This is a genomic window from Mobiluncus curtisii subsp. curtisii ATCC 35241 (genome assembly GCF_000146285.1).
Taxonomy (GTDB): domain Bacteria; phylum Actinomycetota; class Actinomycetes; order Actinomycetales; family Actinomycetaceae; genus Mobiluncus; species Mobiluncus curtisii.
On sequence record NZ_GL385912.1, the window covers coordinates 1673100 to 1688521 of the forward strand.

Below are 15422 nucleotides of genomic sequence, written 5' to 3' on the forward strand. Positions count from 1 at the left end.
CCCCAAAGCGACCGCCCGCGCACTCAAGCGCACGATTGCCGCTGTTTTTCCCGTTCCACAACCGCTTCGGCTTCCTGACGAGCCGGGGGACGGTCCTGTTCCAGATGCGCGAACTGGGGCGGAATGCAACGTTCGTAGTGCCGCATCGCCTGTGCCCACAGCTTGCCGGCACGGTACGAGGAGCGCACCAGCGGTCCTGACATGCAGGCGGCGAACCCCATGTCCAACGCCAGCTCCTTGAGTCGCACAAATTCTTCAGGCTTGACCCAGCGCACCACCGGCAGGTACCGCTCGGAGGGGCGCAGGTATTGGGTCAGGGTTAAGATGTCTACCCCCGCGTTCAGCATATCGCGCATGGTCGCTTCGATTTCCTCGGGTTCTTCGCCCAGCCCCAGCATCAGGTTCGACTTCGTGATTAGCCCGAACTGTTTGGCTTGGGTGATGACGTCCAGGGAACGCGCGTAGGTGAAGGCGGGACGCACCGTATGCATCAGGCGCGCCACCGTTTCCAAGTTATGACCAAAGACTTGGGGGTCGCTGGCAAAAATTTCCTCCAGCGCGACCGATTTACCTTGAAAATCATCGACCAGCAGTTCCACTCCGGTTTCGGGGCACAGCGCGCGAAGCTGGCGCACCGACTCTGCATAGAGCCACGACGCCCCGTTTTCCAGGTCATCACGAGACACCCCGGTGACCGTCACGTACTTCAGCCCCAGATGCTTGACAGTTTCCGCGAGACGACGCGGTTCGTCGCGGTCATACCCCTCCGGTTTACCCGAAGCCACATCGCAAAACCCGCACCGCCGGGTACACACTGCCCCGCCAATCAGGAAAGTCGCCTCCCGGTCCTCCCAGCATTCAAAAATGTTGGGGCATCCCGCCTCGGCGCAAACCGTGTGCAGTCCCGCTCCCTGCATGAGGGAACGCATTTCCTGGTATTCCGTCCCAGCTTTTGCCACCACCCGCAGCCAACGCGGATGATCTTCACGGGGTTTGCGCGCGTTCGCCACTTCCAGGCGCAGCGGTTTTCGGTGCTGCGCGGACTCCAGCGTGGACATGGCGGCTCTCTCTCAGTCGGTTTGGGGACACTCTCTGTCCATTTTACCCACGTTTTCTGCCTGCCTCACGCCCGTTCCTGCGATAGGACACACGCGACAAAAACAATCCGGGAACCTCACCACGCGGTGAAGCTCCCGGAAAGTCTGTTGACCCGATCGGGCTAGTGCGCTACGAACACCGGATTGTCAGCGAAAGCCTCGTCAGCAGCGGTGTTGGCAGCGATGTAACCAAAGACCAGCGCCGCCCCGATGGAGGTGCCTCCGGCCGTGTAGGTGTGACCGATGACCGACTTGGTCGTGTTGCCGGCCGCCATCAGACCGGGGATAACACTGCCGTCTTCACGAGTGACGCGGGCTTTGGTGTCGATGACCAGACCGCCTGCCGTGCCAATGTCGCCGGGATAGACCTGGGTGGCATAGAACGGACCCTTTTCCAAGCGTCCCAGCGAGGGGTTCGGGTGATGGTAACGATTGGCATAGAACTTGTCGTGTTCGTTTTCGCCGCGGTGGAAGTCCTCGTCGATGCCGCGGTCGGCGAAACCGTTGAACCGCTCAATCGTCTCCGCCAGGGCTGCTGATGGCACGTCGATGGCTTCAGCCAGCTCATCCAGGGTGTCGCGACGTACCAGGGCACCGGATTCGTAATAAACGTCAGGCAGCTCCACCCGTGGCATATGACCGTAGGCAAAGAAGTATTTGTCACGGAACTGCTGATCGAAAATCAGCCATGCCGGCATGTTCTCAGCGTCGCCCTCGCCTTTCCCAAAGACACCACCATACAGACCTTGACCAGCCGCGCAATAGGGCAGGGCTTCGTTCATGAACCGCTTACCCTTGCCGTTGACCATCAGGGTGTGCGGCAGGGAGCGGTCGGGAATGATGAAGCGTTCCTCGTCCTCAATCACGATGGGCTGGAACCCTTCGGTGCGCGGCAGCTTAATGACCGGCGACCAGATGGCGTCAGCCATGTTGTCGATGGCTGCGCCATGCTTCATGCCCAGTTCGATGCCGTCGCCCGTGTTGCCTTCCACGCCTACGGTCCAGGTGCCGGTGATGGGATGACGCTGGTACTTTTGCCGCATGACTTCGTTGCGTTCAAAGCCACCACAAGCCAGGATGACGCCGTGGGTCGCGTTGATTGGGTACCGGGTGCCATTGTGTTCCAGCACGACACCGGTCACGCGCTGCTCACCTTTGCCTTTCTTGCCCGCGTCGCCGTCTCCGATGAGGAAGTCGACCAGGGCGTTTTGCAGTTTCACTTCCACTCCCTCACGTAGGACGGAGTACATAATGGCAGCGGTCAAGCCCGCGCCCATAGTGAGCGGGCGGGTGCCTTTGGCGTAATGTTTCAGGTTGCGCCACAACAGTTTCATGCCACGTATCCAGGGACGGGGGTCGGTCATTGCCAGCAGCAAATCGGCCGAATCATAAGAGTTCATGTCCACCGGAGACATCGGGCGGAAGTACGCCTTGACGTGCGTTTTCTCCCACGGCCCCAACAGGCGAGAATCGAAAGCGCCTGCTTCAACGCCACGCCCGGTTTTTGCCGCGCCCGGTGCATCCAACCAATAGTCGGGGTAGCCTTCCATCCGCCTAAACTCCAGGTGGGGGCACGAAGCGGTGAGGAAGTCCATGCACTTCTTGCCTTCCTCCAGGAAGGTGTCAATCATTTCATCGCTGGTGCAGTCCCCCACGGTCGCTTTCATATACTGGCGACCCAGGTCAGTGGAATCCGAGCCCCCGAGTCGAGCGAAAACGTTATTACCGGGTACCCACACCATGCCGGCAGATTTGGAGGTCGAACCTCCCCACTGATCGCTTTTTTCGACCATCAAAACTTTCAGACCACGCCTCGCGGCAGTCAGAGAAGCGGACAGACCGGCAGCTCCGGAACCAACGACGATGACGTCATAAGTATCTTTGCTGGGACGGCCAAAGGGTTTACGAGCTGAAGACTTCTTTGTGTTCATAAGCTAAATGCTAGACCACTTCGTTGGTTCGCGTCAGGGTCTTCGGTCCCTAAATTTCTGAAAACGGAGCCAGCAAGGGGGTGAGTTTCACGGCGAGCTGGTCCACCACGACTTTTGCGGCGGTGTCGAAGTCCGTCTCGATCCCCTCCTCGAACAGGGAGGTGACCCCGGCATCGTTGAGACCGCAAGGAATAATCCCCGTAAACGCGTGGCTGAAATCCGGGTGAATGTTGAGTGCCAACCCGTGCAGGGTCGCGTTTTGCACGACTTTCAACCCGATGGCACACAGTTTGCGGTCGCGTCCCGTCCCCCGCTCAGTGGCGGTGCGCCCCGTGGCATCACGGTAACGCAGCCACACTCCCGCGCGACCCTGCACAATCTCAACGTCCAGACCCCAAGTGTCACGAACCGCGTCGATGACCGAGCCTTCCACCGCGCGAATGTAGGCAATCAGGTCCACCGGCTCGCGTAGCCTCACCACCGGATAGATCACCAGCTGACCCGGACCGTGCCAGGTGAGCGACCCGGCCCGGTCGGTGCGAATGACCGGCAAGTCTTTGTTGATGAGGTCACTGTCGTGGGTGTTGCGTCCGGCGGTATAGGTCGGTTCGAACTGTCCCAAGATTAGGGTGTGGTCCAGTTCCCCATCACGTACCCGCGCCCAAGTCTCACGCTGAATCCGATCCGCTTCCTGGTAAGACACCAGCCCTCTGGGCAGCAAATTTTCCACTCGCACGGGGTTTACTCTATCGCGTCGGGGGTGTTCGAGCGCGTACCGGACATCTGGGCAGGGTTTTGCCCGCAATCTGGCAGGAAATTACGGCTAAAAGCCATCACAAAGGGGGGTAAGACAAATCTGGAAATAACTCGCCTATAGTCAATAATTAAACTTTCATGATCAATGTATTGAATCTGCCTGGTGATTTGCCTCCTACCATTTGCAATAATTTTATTACCAATGGTATTCTGTAGATATCCTTCCAATGCCGACAGAAAAGTGAATAATAGCAAAAAAGCCAAAATAACCAATATCTGATATGCACTAATTGAGTTAATGTTATCAAAAAGAGATTTCAGAAGTAGTGGTTGAACCGTATTCACTAGAGACGTAACCACACCAATCACAAGCGTAGCTATAAACGAATACTTTATGGCAGCAACTTGTTTAGTATACAATCTGATTGAGGCTTTATTAAACATTTTATAGTACCGCACGTAGTGAATGGTGCGTTGCCAGCGTTTGTATCACTAAGGTAAAGAGCAAAATTGATACCCAACAAATAAGGATTAGCGGCATTACATACATAAAATCCGCTATAGTTGAGGTTTGCGCCGCAGAAGAGCATCGATATGCTGTAAATAGTAGACTGAGCAAAGTCAATAATAAAGAAACCAGTTGAGTAGATAAAACCGTAGCTAATCCAAAGCTAAGGATATCCTTATTATCTACTCCCAGGGCATGTAGTTGTTGACATTGCTTTCTACGAGCGATTTCCTCACTTATCGTTAATTGCAATAAGGCTATCAAAGTCATGATAAGTATGACACCGAACATGCCGACATTACCTCTGAAAGCAAGTACGTGCCGCATATTTTGCAAGTACTTAGCATAGCCATACCTAGTAAGTACTTTAACTTCAGAGTTGACAGACTTTGCAATATCTTGTGACATCTGAGGGGTAATTCCGCGGGCAAATACCATTGTTTCTGTATTCTTGGACTTCGCAAATTTCGGGAAATGAGAAAGCATCGACCAATCTATAAAGTAACCTTCATGTACGGAGTCGTGGAGAAGAGCAGTCACAGTTAATTCAAAAGATTCACCATTTTCATTATATATAGTAACCTTATCCCCAATAACACTACCAGATATACTGCTGGCCACATTTGTATTTCCAACGTTATCTAATTGTCCTTGAATAAGTTTTTGATTTAAAAGATTAAAGTTTTCCTTAAAATCAACATAGTAAAGGCTATAATATCCTCGCTTATCCGTTATTAGCCTTTCACGTATGCGTGATACATCCGCAGATTTCGCTGATACTAGATCATAGATTTTATTAGCATCCGCTGACCCTTCTGTAATGAATACCGAAGAAGCCTTTGAACTGTTGTAAAAATCTTGATACAGCATCTCTGACGTCGGAAAGTCCAGGGCCATAAAAGTGCCAACAATCCCAAGACATATAATAGGCGGTGCCGCGTAATGTGAAAACCTAAATACATTCTTTTGACTTACTTGAGATACTAATAAACCAATGCCGGGTCTCAACAGTCCAATAGCGTTACCTATCAGTTTAGATACAATCGGGATAAACAATGGTGCAACTAACAAAATAGCTATAACTATCATCAGTGGTACAAGTAATATGTACAAACCACCAAAAGCATCTAGATTCACTGCAAAAAGAAAAATCCCAATAGCTAAAGCCAGCAAAACCCTCCACACAACCGTAACCGGAGAAATCCTCTTTATAGCGCTTTTTGTTTCTTTTTCACTCCCCACCTTTATTGTCGCAAAATATCCAGCAACAGCACACTCAAATATGACTAGCCCTACCACAAATAAGACCTGCATAAAATTGAATTCATATGTTACGTGTAGGCTCTTTCCAAAAAATCCAATAGCACTTAAAAAGTGTAACTGCGGTATAGAGAAAAAGCTACCAATTACGGCGGACGGGATACCCACAAACAAGCCAAGCGCGAAAGCCTCAAAAGCAATTAGCGAGTTTAATTGCGTTTTGGAAGCTCCGGACAGCTTTAATAATTGAATTTCTTCACTACGAAGTTGTACCACCTGCACTATAGCGGAGAATATAAGAAAAGAACTCAGTACTAACAGAATAATCCCCAAGAAAAACAATACCCCTCTTAAAGGAATCAATTCCAGGCTTACTTCTTCCGAGGAGACACCATCAACATGAACTAGTGCAGGATTTGACAGATTCATACCTAAGGCAACTTGTGCTGAAGAAAGTATGGTGACGATGCTAATCGTTACGGCACAGCTGAGGTATAGGGATTTATGGCCTTTTAATAGTCTAGTGGCTAATTTTGCGAGCTCAAGCATTTGCGTTCTCCATATCTAGCAGGATATTGGATATTTCTTGCGCCGACTGATAGTTCCCTTGCTGTACTATCCTACCGTCATAGAGGAACAACACCTTCGCCGCCGCTGCCGCCACCATCGGATCATGCGTCACCATCAACACGGTCGCCCCGGTTTTATTTAGCTCCGTCAGATTCGAGATAACCTCTTTACTGGATTTACTATCCAAAGCACCCGTCGGCTCATCAGCAAACACTATCTCCCGCTTACTCGCAATCGCCCGCGCAATAGCAACACGCTGCTGCTGACCGCCTGAAAGCTCATCAGGAAAACGCGACGCAAAAGACCCCAGATTAACACTCTCCAAAGCAGTCATCACTGCGTCTTTGCTCAAACGCTGATGATTAAAATACGCCGGCAAACGCACATTATCCACCACATTAATCGCATCCACCAGATTATACTCCTGAAACACAAATCCCCAGTCCGTCCGGCGCAACCGATTAAGCACAGACTGCTTCACTCGTGTTGTATCCTTCCCCTTATAAAGAACCTCACCACCCGTCGGAGACAATAATCCCGCAATACATTTCAGCAACGTAGTCTTCCCCGACCCGGACGGCCCCATAATCGCCAAATAATCACCCGACTCCACCGTATAACTTACCCCTTTCAAAATATCACCCTGCTTAGAATGATAACGAAAAGAAATATTATTAATATCAAACAAAGCCATTTAAACCTTCCTTTCCAATTCGAGATACTCTTTTAATAGATGCTGGTCTGTGCATGTTTCCAATCTACCACCACTAGAAGCGAGTTCTAGGAGATTACTAACATTTCCTGTCCAACTTTCATCGCATAACTTCTCCTACTAAAGTAGGAGAACAACTAGCACCAAAGTCGAATATTTTTCACAATTATTTTTTAAATCACTACATTTTCTTATGACTGTATTCTTTAGAGGGAATCTGGTTTATTATAAAAAACATGGATATCCCTCGGTCTCAACTAAGCCGACTCTTACACCTCGATGTGGCCGCCAGAGCCGGACTGCAATGGCTCATGACCACTCTGACCCTGCGTGGACTGCTCTTGTCGACCATCCTTGCTGTTTTTGCCCTGTGGCAGGTCTGGACTTGGATAAAAACCCCACCGCACTCCCTTTGGTTGTGGCTGTTGATACTGCCTATAGTTACCGCCTGGATTTTGATGGTTTTCCGTCCCGTGCCGGGACGCTGGATTCTGTTAGCTGTGTGTGTCCTCTATATCTTCTTGCCAGTACAAACCCCGATATTGCTTCAAAGCATGGCTTCGCTAGTGCTATGCGCCGAGGGGACAGTGCATCGGCAACGCTGGCTAGTCATAGCCACTGTGCTCTCCAGTTTTGCATCATTCCAACATTTCGATTACCAGGTTGAGTCCCTCATCAGCCAGTTAATCCTGAGCCTAATAACTGTTGGTTTATCTTGGGCAGCACGCGTGATTGTGGAGGAACGCGAAACCGCAAAAGAAAACGTCCGACGCATCCAGGAAGAAACCGAACAACGCATCGCCGCTGCCATCCACGACACCACCGCCCGAGACCTCACCCGTCTGGTGCTGCGCCTACAACATTGGGAAGAGTCCAACACTTGCGACCGCCAAATTATTCAACAAGAACTGCAGCAAGAAGCCGCCGAGTCCCTCAGTCGGCTGCGACACCTGATTCGGGTTCTCGAGGGGGTACAACTAGGCATCGACCAGGAAGCACTCACCCTGAAAGAAACCCTAGAGCAAGCCCACAAGCACCTGACTCACGCCAATATCAGCCTCACCACAGACATTGACCCACGGCTTTACAATCTACCCGTGGAAAACACCCTGATAGTAACCGAAACCGTAGCGGAACTGCTCGCTAATGCGGAAAAATACGCCGCTCCACTAAGTGAAGTCGAGCTGAGTCTAAACCTAGAAGGACAGACGGTGATGCTTTTTCAAAGCAACCGCATCGGGCAATCCCCCAAACCCCCCGATGTTTCCGGGGGAACCGGACTGCAACGCTTGGCCTACCGGCTGGACAACCTCGGAGGAAACCTCGAGACCAGCACCATCGGCGCAATGTGGCTCACAGAGGCCCGAATCCCCCTGATTCCAGACCTGGAAAAACTATTGAAAGGATAATCATGACCGCAGACACCCACCACCACTACCAGGTCATTCTGATAGACGATGACCACGAAATCCTTGAAGATCTGCGCTTAGTCATCGAAGCAGATCCCGAAATCAGTGTGGCTGGCATCGGCTTTGATGGGAGCTACGTCCTGGACTTAGTGCAAACCCACCATCCCGACGTGGTTCTGATGGATGTAGAAATGCCCAAAGTGGACGGCATCGCCGCCACTCGACAGCTCAAATCCCGATACCCTAACCTGGGAGTAATCATGTTAACAAACTTCCGCCATGATACTTGGCTGAAAGAAGCCCTAGATGCCGGGGCGGACGGATTCCTGACCAAGGACACGCCCCGCGCCGACTTGTCCGCTGCGATTAAACGTGTCGCCCATGGTGGCAGGTTCATGTCTACCAAACCCCTCAATATGCTGATAGCCAACTACGAGGACCCCAATTTCACCCCCGACCCCAGGTTCCGTGCCGGGGAAAAAGCTCTCACCGCTACCGAGCGGCAAGTCTGGCAGGAAGCCCTGAGGGGAAAAAGCAACGCGCAAATCGCCAAAGTCATGCAAAGCAAGGAAAGCACCATTAAAACCCACATGAGCGCCATCATGCAAAAATTCTCGGTACGCTCCCGCGCTGAACTCCTGGTTTTCAGTGCCAAAAACGGAGCTATTCGCGAATAAGTCAATCCAGGTACCTCATACCCGCGCATCCTAACCTAGCCATAGTGCACGACTGCCCGCTCCCACCACGCAAAAGTGGGCGAGAAAAGTTACCTATCAACCGAAAAAATCCTCGAAAAATCGCACACTGCCAAAAAGTTTCTGTATGAAGGATAGAATTTTAGGATTAATTGTGTGTTTTTTGTTTGGGTTTTCCCATCCCTTTCCGGCTTTGTCGCCGGTGCGGTACCCCTTACGTATATCTAGCAAGTCAAGATTTACCCGGCGCTGCCCCTCACGGGTTCGAGTCCCCAACCCCTTTAAATATTTTCGGACGGGATAAACCCGCCCGACAAAAAAGTGGACCCAGAAGGACTCAGTGATTTTGCTACGCAAAATCACCACCCGCTCGAAATCTTCGATTTCTCACGCCAGCGCCTGAAAACGCTGTCGCGTTTTCGGACGGCGCTGCCCCTCACGGGTTCGAGTCCCCAACCCCTTTAAATATTTTCGGACGGGATAAACCCGCCCGAAAATATTTGTGGACCCAGAGGGACTCGAACCCCCGACATCCACGGTGTAAACGTGGCGCTCTAGCCAACTGAGCTATAGGTCCTAAGGGTTTGCGCGAAACGCAAACACGAGACTATTGAGGATAACATTTGCCACGGCAAGTTGCGAACTGACCAGCCCGAATCACTCCGCAAAAATAATCTCTCCACCACCTCTAGGCTCCCCCACCGGCAGGCTTGTATCCGAAGGCCAGCCCACGTCTCCTGCAGTTGCCGCAACAACTACTCTTTTACCGTTGTACGGAACCCACCCTGGGGTGGTATCAACGCCATCTACGCCCGCATAATATGCGCCCACACAGAGCAGCTTCGCTGAACCGGTTTGCATGCCGGTTCCATCCCCGCTCGTGCCAGCCACTGTTTGTGGTCCATCAAAGACCAGAATCGCGTACTTTTCATATTTAAAACTCCCGCTATAGTCAGGAAGACGATTTTCCGCAGCCTTAGAATCAGGTCAGCACTTTAAGACCACGGGTTTCCCAGGTCTGATTCTTTGGTCGTGAATCCCAACCTTTTGAGGCAGCCCGCATCATTAATCCCCCCCCCGCCAACCGCTCCGTGTGCGCCGCGCTTGGTGACCGGATTGCAGCGTTGTGGCAGACCGGTCGACAGAGCGGGTGTTCCCGCTCCCCCTACGGACCTGTTGCCTTCGACACTCTCAATAGGCACTGTCGCTGGGAAACCAGAACCATGCCCCATGTCAGTTTCCGCACCGAAATCATTGTAAAAGACGAGCTATTCGCCCTGCACAACCGTGACTGGCACGGATATACTTGCTGTCTGTGTCTCATTCTCACTCGATTTCTCGGATTTCTCGGACTCAAGAGGCTTCGACGACTTCGCCCGCTTCGCGCCTGGCGATGATAATTTCCTTGGGCTTGATTACGGTCTTGACCTTGGCGGGAGTGGTTTGGCTCTGGCCCGATTGGCACCATCTGCAAGAAGTCCGCCAGCTGAACTTCAGTTTCGCGACCGCACCGGGAGTTTCCTATGAACGCGCCAACATCGTGAAACTCGAGCCAAAGTGTCGAGACACCGACATTTCCTCTTCTGGCGCGCAAAGCCACCTAGACGACTGCGTCCGCCTGACCGTGCGTCTGACCAGTGGACCCGATTCCAACCAGGTCACCACCCTGGAGGCAGTCGGACCCGGCGCACATTCGGACTTGAAACCCGGTGACACTATCCAAGTCATGCGCTCACCAGGGGAAAAACCCGGCGCCGACACCTACACCTTCACCGGCGTCCCCCACGACCTGCCCATTATCCTCTTTGCCATCCTGTTCGCCGTGATAGTTTTGGCAGTCGCCCGCGTCAAAGGAGCGCTTTCGCTGGTAGGACTAGCGTTCGCGACCGTGGTGATTGTGTACTTCATGCTGCCGTCCCTGGCCAGCGGTCGACCCGGCATCTGGGTCGGAGTGGTCGGATCGTGCGCCATCATGCTCATCGTCATTCACATCGCCCACGGCATCTCCATGCGGACCGCATCTGCCCTGCTGGGCACCGTGTGCGGTTTGGGGCTTTCGGCTTTGCTGGGCGCCATCGCTGTGAAAAGCGCGCACATTTCGGGTTACATTGACGAAACCTCCTTTGACCTGTCCGCCGCTATCCCGCACCTCAACATGAGCCAACTGTTCGTTGCTGCCACTATCCTGGCGGGACTGGGGGTGCTTAACGACGTGACCATCACTCAAGCTTCGGCGGTGTGGGAGCTGCGATTGGCAGCCCCAACCTATACTCGTCGCGAAATCTATCAAAGCGCTATGCGCATCGGACGCGACCACATCGCGTCGACGATTTACACCATTGTCTTTGCCTACACCGGCGCGGCACTCTCTACGGTGATGCTGATAGTTTTGTTCTTTGAACGCTCACTCAGCGACCTCTTCACGACGGAGGCTCTCGCCGCCCAAGCCTTGCAAATATTGGCATCCGGTTCTGCCCTCATTGCCAGCGTCCCCATCACCACCGCTATCTCTACCTTGGCGGTACGCAAACCCACCCCGCCGGTGACTGAAATTTGCGATTAAATCGGGGTTGGGGTGGCCTAAGGTATAGTCCCCCGATTTCTCGCCCCCTCACCCGACAGCTCTCGACACGCCAGACAGCAGACACGCGAAAATCCCCCGTATTTGAGCCCTCGTTACAGACAAAAAGAAACCCCCTGAACCGAGCAAAGAGGCAGTTCAGGGGGTATTTATTTAGTAGCGGGGGCCGGATTTGAACCGACGACCTCCGGGTTATGAGCCCGGCGAGCTACCGAGCTGCTCCACCCCGCGTCAAGCGACCCGTACACTTTACCAGTTCTGAAGTTTTACCTCAACTTGGCAGGCGTCACGGGTCGAGCTCACAAGCCCGCTGCGGCACTTTCCGGGTCGACTGACGGTTTCTCAGCCCGGCGATTTCCACCTCGACTAGGGGACTTTCCGCAGTCGACCCTCCCGCGTCAGCTAGCGAATTTCCGAGGTTGCGGACGAGCGCTGGCTGCCGCAGAGGCTTTCACCTTGGGGCTAGCCGCCGGGGTCGCTGCGCCGCTGGGCTGAGCAGTTGGCTGGACGCTAGGGGTATCTCCGGGATTTGCCGGCTGCGTCGCGTCCGAAGGCAACGGCGCGAAGGTCAGGGCCAGCTGCAGCTGTTGCTTTAGCTCGGTTTGAGCCTTACCGTAGGCTTCCCAATCGCCTGCCTTCATAGCCGCGTCCGCATCATCCATCGCCTTGCGTGCGCCGTTCAAAGCCGCCTGGAGCTGCTGTTGCGGCGTCAAATTCGGCTTGGCAGGACTCTGCTCACCATCCGCACCGGCAGCTCCCGGCACGTCATTTTCAGAAGTCTGTACCCCGGCGTCACCACCAAATAGCTGATCCAGGGAAGCCTGCAGCGTCGGGGCGAAACCAATCTTGTCGCCGAAAGACGTCAGCACGAAACGCAGCAGCGGATAGGACGTACCCGAATTACCCTGCACATACACCGGCTGGACATACAGCAGCCCCCCGCCGACTGGCAAAGTCAGCAGGTTACCACGAACGACTTCGGTAGATTGCTGGGACAGCAGGTTCAAGGTCTGCGAGACCGTATCGGTGGTCTTGAACTTGTTGGACACCTGACCCGGACCGGGAACTGCCAGGTCCGAGGGCAAGGACAGCAGCCGTAGCTTGCCATACCCGTCACGAATCTTGCCGGGCTCTGATCCCGTTTCCGAGTCCACCGTCAAATACCCGGTCAACACGTTTCGGTCCGATTGTCCGTAAGGAATATAGGTCGAGTACAGTGAGAACTCGGTCGATTCCTGACCGGGGGCTTTCATAGTCAGATAGTAGGGAGGCTGCAGCGCTGACGAGACGGTTTGGGAACCCTCGTGAGTCGGGTCATCAGGCAGCTTCCAGAAGTCCGAACCGGAATAGAACGAACGCGGGTCGGTCGTGTGGTAGCGCGCAATGAGGTTTCGCTGCACTTTGAACAGGTCCTCAGGATACTTAAAGTGCGCCATCAAATCGCCAGAAACCGAACTCAGCGGCTCAATCTGACCGGGGAACACGTTACTCCAAGCGTTGACGATGGGGTCTTTCGCGTCCCACTGGTACAGATGGACCGAACCGTCGTAGGCATCAACCACGGCTTTCACCGAGTTGCGCATATAGTTCACGTTATTCATGACTTGGTAGCCGTAGCCAATGTTGCGCGAATCAGAGATAGAAGTGTTCAAATCCATGTGGTTTGAATACGGGTAGGAGTTCGAGGTCGTGTAACCGTCAACAATCCATACCACCCGTTTCGGGGTTTTCGGGTCGCCGTCCATGTCCACGACCGCGGGATAAGCCCGCGAATCCAATGTCAGGTATGGGGCGACTTTCGCCACGCGTTCTTCGGGAGAACGATAAAACAGGATTTGGGATGATTTATTGACCTGTTGAGAAAAGAAGATTTCAGACGAACGGAACTTGAGGGCATACATCAGCCTCTCCCACAGGTTACCCACGCTGGGTCCGCCTTTACCCGTAAAGGTGTTGTTCACGCCCTTGTCCTGAGTTACATCCGAAGGGTAATCAAACTCGCGTTTCGGCGCGCCCTTTGGCGCCCCCACGATGGAATAATCCGGCGAGAACTGACCAAAGTAAATCCGCGGTTCATACTCACCCAACTCGCCTTGGGAAGGGATACCTTTTTCCCAAAACGCCGGAGAACCGTCCCCTTCAACCTTGGAACCGTAGGCAGTAACGACCCCGAAACCGTGAGTGAACACCGTATGCTGGTTGACCCAGGACTTTTGAGAATCGCCCAGCTGGTTCGTATCCAGCTCGCGAACCGCAATCACGGTGTCTTGTGCCTTGCCGTCAATCGTGTAGCGATCTACCGCCAGGTTGGAGGCAAAACGATAGTACTGCCGGTTCTGTTCCATCTGGCCAAAAGTGCGGGACACTACCGAAGGGTCCAACAGACGAATCGAGGCGGTAGACTCGCTGTCCGACCGGAGCTGACCGGCAGTCGCCTCCGTGGTCGCTTTATAGGTTTCTTCCTTTACGTCAGCGATTCCAAAGGCGTCACGAGTCGCTTTGATGTTGTTCGAGATGTAGGGCGCTTCAAGTTCCTGCGCGGAAGGATCGACCTGGAACCGCTGCACCAGCCACGGGTATAGCCCACCCACCAGCACTGATGACAGCACCATGACACCGACCCCGGTGGCGGGAATGACCCAAGACTTCCGAAATGCACCGATGATGAACAATACCGCGATGACCAAGGAAATCCCTACCAAGATGTTCTTGGCTGGCAGGACGGCATGAATATCGGTATAGGACGCCCCGGAGAATTTGTCGTGCGTGCCCAGCAGCAGCACGAACCGATCCAGGTAGTAGCGCAGACCGATGATGGCAGCCAGGATAGCCAGCAACACCGAAATATGAATCCGGGTGCGGTTGGGGATTTCAGCAATCTTCGTGGACAAGTTACCTTGCAGATAGTAGCGACCCAGGGTAAACATTCCGGCAGCCACCACCACATAGAACAGCAGGGTGGTCAACTCGGAAAATACTGGCAGAGAGAACACAAAGAATGACGAATCGCGAGCGAAGATGGGATCCTTGACCCCAAAGTTACTCCGGTGGAACCATGCCGCGAACAACTCCCACTGCGAAATCAACGGGGTGGCGACCATCAGACCCACCACCAGCGGCAGAACCACAATCAGGAATTTACGCCACGGCTGCAGAGTATCGTGCAGGGCTGCCACCGCGGGACGCTCGGAGCGGCGGGTAGCACGCCGGAATTCCTCCTCCAAATCAGCCGTGTCAAAGACCGTTTCAAACTCAGCATCCAAGTCAATAATTTTTTCCGAGTCAGCAGGCTTGTCGGCACCTTTACGGTCCGTTGACTGTTCGCCTGGGTAGAGAGTTTCATCACTCTGCGAGTCTGGCTTTTCCTGCTTACCGGTATCTGGGTTAGTTTTTTTACCGTTACGCTGCGCTTGGCGTTTCGCCGCGTCCATCTTGCGTTCCGCGTTGCGACGTTTCTTAGCTTTGCCGCGTTGCGAAGCATCGGGACTCGCCTGTGCCGCAATCATCAAGTTCACCCATGTCACCGCGGCCGCCAACAACATTGCCACGACCACCAGACCAATGCGCCACCCCCAGGCTGTCAACACCACGGAAATGCGACCCAGCTGCTGATACCAAGCCAGTTCTGCCCAAACTTTGGACATGACACCTACCACGGCGATAAGCACCGCGATAATCGCGACGACCATGCCCAATGTCTTGTTTCCACCCTGCGGAGCGGAATTCGTTCCCCCGGCAGCGGGACGTGGCATACGGGGCGGCTGCATCCCGCCCGGACCACGCGAAACACCCCCCGGAGGACCGGCAAAAATGTTGCCAAAGAATGAACCGTTGGAGGGATGCCCTGTACTCACTTAACACCTCAGTTTCAAATCGGGTACTCAAGTGCCATCTTTCCACAAA

At 53.6% G+C, this 15422-nt stretch carries 9 protein-coding genes and 2 tRNA genes; 3 read left to right on the top strand and 8 right to left on the bottom strand.

What is annotated here, in order from left to right:
* Nucleotides 1–23: 23 nt before the first annotated feature.
* The 5 genes from lipA to HMPREF0574_RS07280 form a co-directional block, all read right to left on the bottom strand.
* Nucleotides 24–1058 (bottom strand): lipoyl synthase, encoded by a 1035-nt coding sequence (gene lipA / locus HMPREF0574_RS07255; protein ID WP_004008079.1) that lies wholly within the window; start codon nucleotides 1056–1058, stop codon nucleotides 24–26.
* A gap of 161 nt (nucleotides 1059–1219) precedes the next feature.
* Nucleotides 1220–3028, bottom strand: coding sequence for an FAD-dependent oxidoreductase (locus HMPREF0574_RS07260; protein ID WP_004008080.1), 1809 nt, complete (start codon nucleotides 3026–3028; stop codon nucleotides 1220–1222).
* Between the two features lie 49 nt (nucleotides 3029–3077).
* Nucleotides 3078–3764: a lipoyl(octanoyl) transferase LipB gene (lipB, locus tag HMPREF0574_RS07265; protein ID WP_004008081.1), complete on the bottom strand. Its 687-nt coding sequence runs from the start codon at nucleotides 3762–3764 to the stop codon at nucleotides 3078–3080.
* A 465-nt stretch (nucleotides 3765–4229) separates the two neighbouring features.
* Nucleotides 4230–6101: an FtsX-like permease family protein gene (locus tag HMPREF0574_RS07275; protein ID WP_004008083.1), complete on the bottom strand. Its 1872-nt coding sequence runs from the start codon at nucleotides 6099–6101 to the stop codon at nucleotides 4230–4232.
* Nucleotides 6094–6816 (bottom strand): ABC transporter ATP-binding protein, encoded by a 723-nt coding sequence (locus HMPREF0574_RS07280; protein ID WP_004008084.1) that lies wholly within the window; start codon nucleotides 6814–6816, stop codon nucleotides 6094–6096. The genes HMPREF0574_RS07275 and HMPREF0574_RS07280 overlap by 8 nt, the downstream gene beginning before the upstream one ends.
* A gap of 254 nt (nucleotides 6817–7070) precedes the next feature.
* Between HMPREF0574_RS07280 and HMPREF0574_RS07285 the strand changes: the two genes are divergently transcribed.
* Complete coding sequence (locus tag HMPREF0574_RS07285) at nucleotides 7071–8243, top strand: sensor histidine kinase (RefSeq protein ID WP_004008085.1); 1173 nt, start codon at nucleotides 7071–7073, stop codon at nucleotides 8241–8243.
* A 2-nt stretch (nucleotides 8244–8245) separates the two neighbouring features.
* A complete protein-coding gene (locus HMPREF0574_RS07290) occupies nucleotides 8246–8920 on the top strand; it encodes a response regulator transcription factor (RefSeq protein ID WP_004008086.1) in 675 nt (224 codons plus the stop codon).
* Between the two features lie 521 nt (nucleotides 8921–9441).
* On the opposite strand, the gene HMPREF0574_RS07300 is transcribed toward HMPREF0574_RS07290, so the two are convergent.
* A tRNA-Val gene (locus HMPREF0574_RS07300) sits at nucleotides 9442–9515 on the bottom strand.
* Between the two features lie 738 nt (nucleotides 9516–10253).
* Between HMPREF0574_RS07300 and HMPREF0574_RS07315 the strand changes: the two genes are divergently transcribed.
* Complete coding sequence (locus HMPREF0574_RS07315; RefSeq protein WP_004008088.1) at nucleotides 10254–11501, top strand: YibE/F family protein; 1248 nt, start codon at nucleotides 10254–10256, stop codon at nucleotides 11499–11501.
* Nucleotides 11502–11676: 175 nt separating this feature from the next.
* Here HMPREF0574_RS07315 and HMPREF0574_RS07320 read toward each other — a convergent pair.
* Both HMPREF0574_RS07320 and HMPREF0574_RS07325 read right to left on the bottom strand, forming a co-directional pair.
* Nucleotides 11677–11750: transfer RNA gene (locus HMPREF0574_RS07320), tRNA-Met, on the bottom strand.
* Nucleotides 11751–11917: 167 nt separating this feature from the next.
* Complete coding sequence (locus tag HMPREF0574_RS07325; RefSeq protein ID WP_004008089.1) at nucleotides 11918–15208, bottom strand: UPF0182 family membrane protein; 3291 nt, start codon at nucleotides 15206–15208, stop codon at nucleotides 11918–11920.
* Between the last annotated feature and the right edge of the window lie 214 nt (nucleotides 15209–15422).

Excerpts from the sequence above, each read along its gene's own strand:
- HMPREF0574_RS07275 (WP_004008083.1), bottom strand. The coding sequence starts at position 6,101 with ATGCTTGAGCTCGCAAAATTAGCCACTAGACTATTAAAAGGCCATAAA.
- HMPREF0574_RS07325 (WP_004008089.1), bottom strand. The coding sequence starts at position 15,208 with ATGGTCGTCGCGATTATCGCGGTGCTTATCGCCGTGGTAGGTGTCATG.
- HMPREF0574_RS07280 (WP_004008084.1), bottom strand. The coding sequence starts at position 6,816 with ATGGCTTTGTTTGATATTAATAATATTTCTTTTCGTTATCATTCTAAG.
- HMPREF0574_RS07290 (WP_004008086.1), top strand. The coding sequence starts at position 8,246 with ATGACCGCAGACACCCACCACCACTACCAGGTCATTCTGATAGACGAT.
- HMPREF0574_RS07260 (WP_004008080.1), bottom strand. The coding sequence starts at position 3,028 with ATGAACACAAAGAAGTCTTCAGCTCGTAAACCCTTTGGCCGTCCCAGC.
- HMPREF0574_RS07285 (WP_004008085.1), top strand. The coding sequence starts at position 7,071 with ATGGATATCCCTCGGTCTCAACTAAGCCGACTCTTACACCTCGATGTG.
- lipA (WP_004008079.1), bottom strand. The coding sequence starts at position 1,058 with ATGTCCACGCTGGAGTCCGCGCAGCACCGAAAACCGCTGCGCCTGGAA.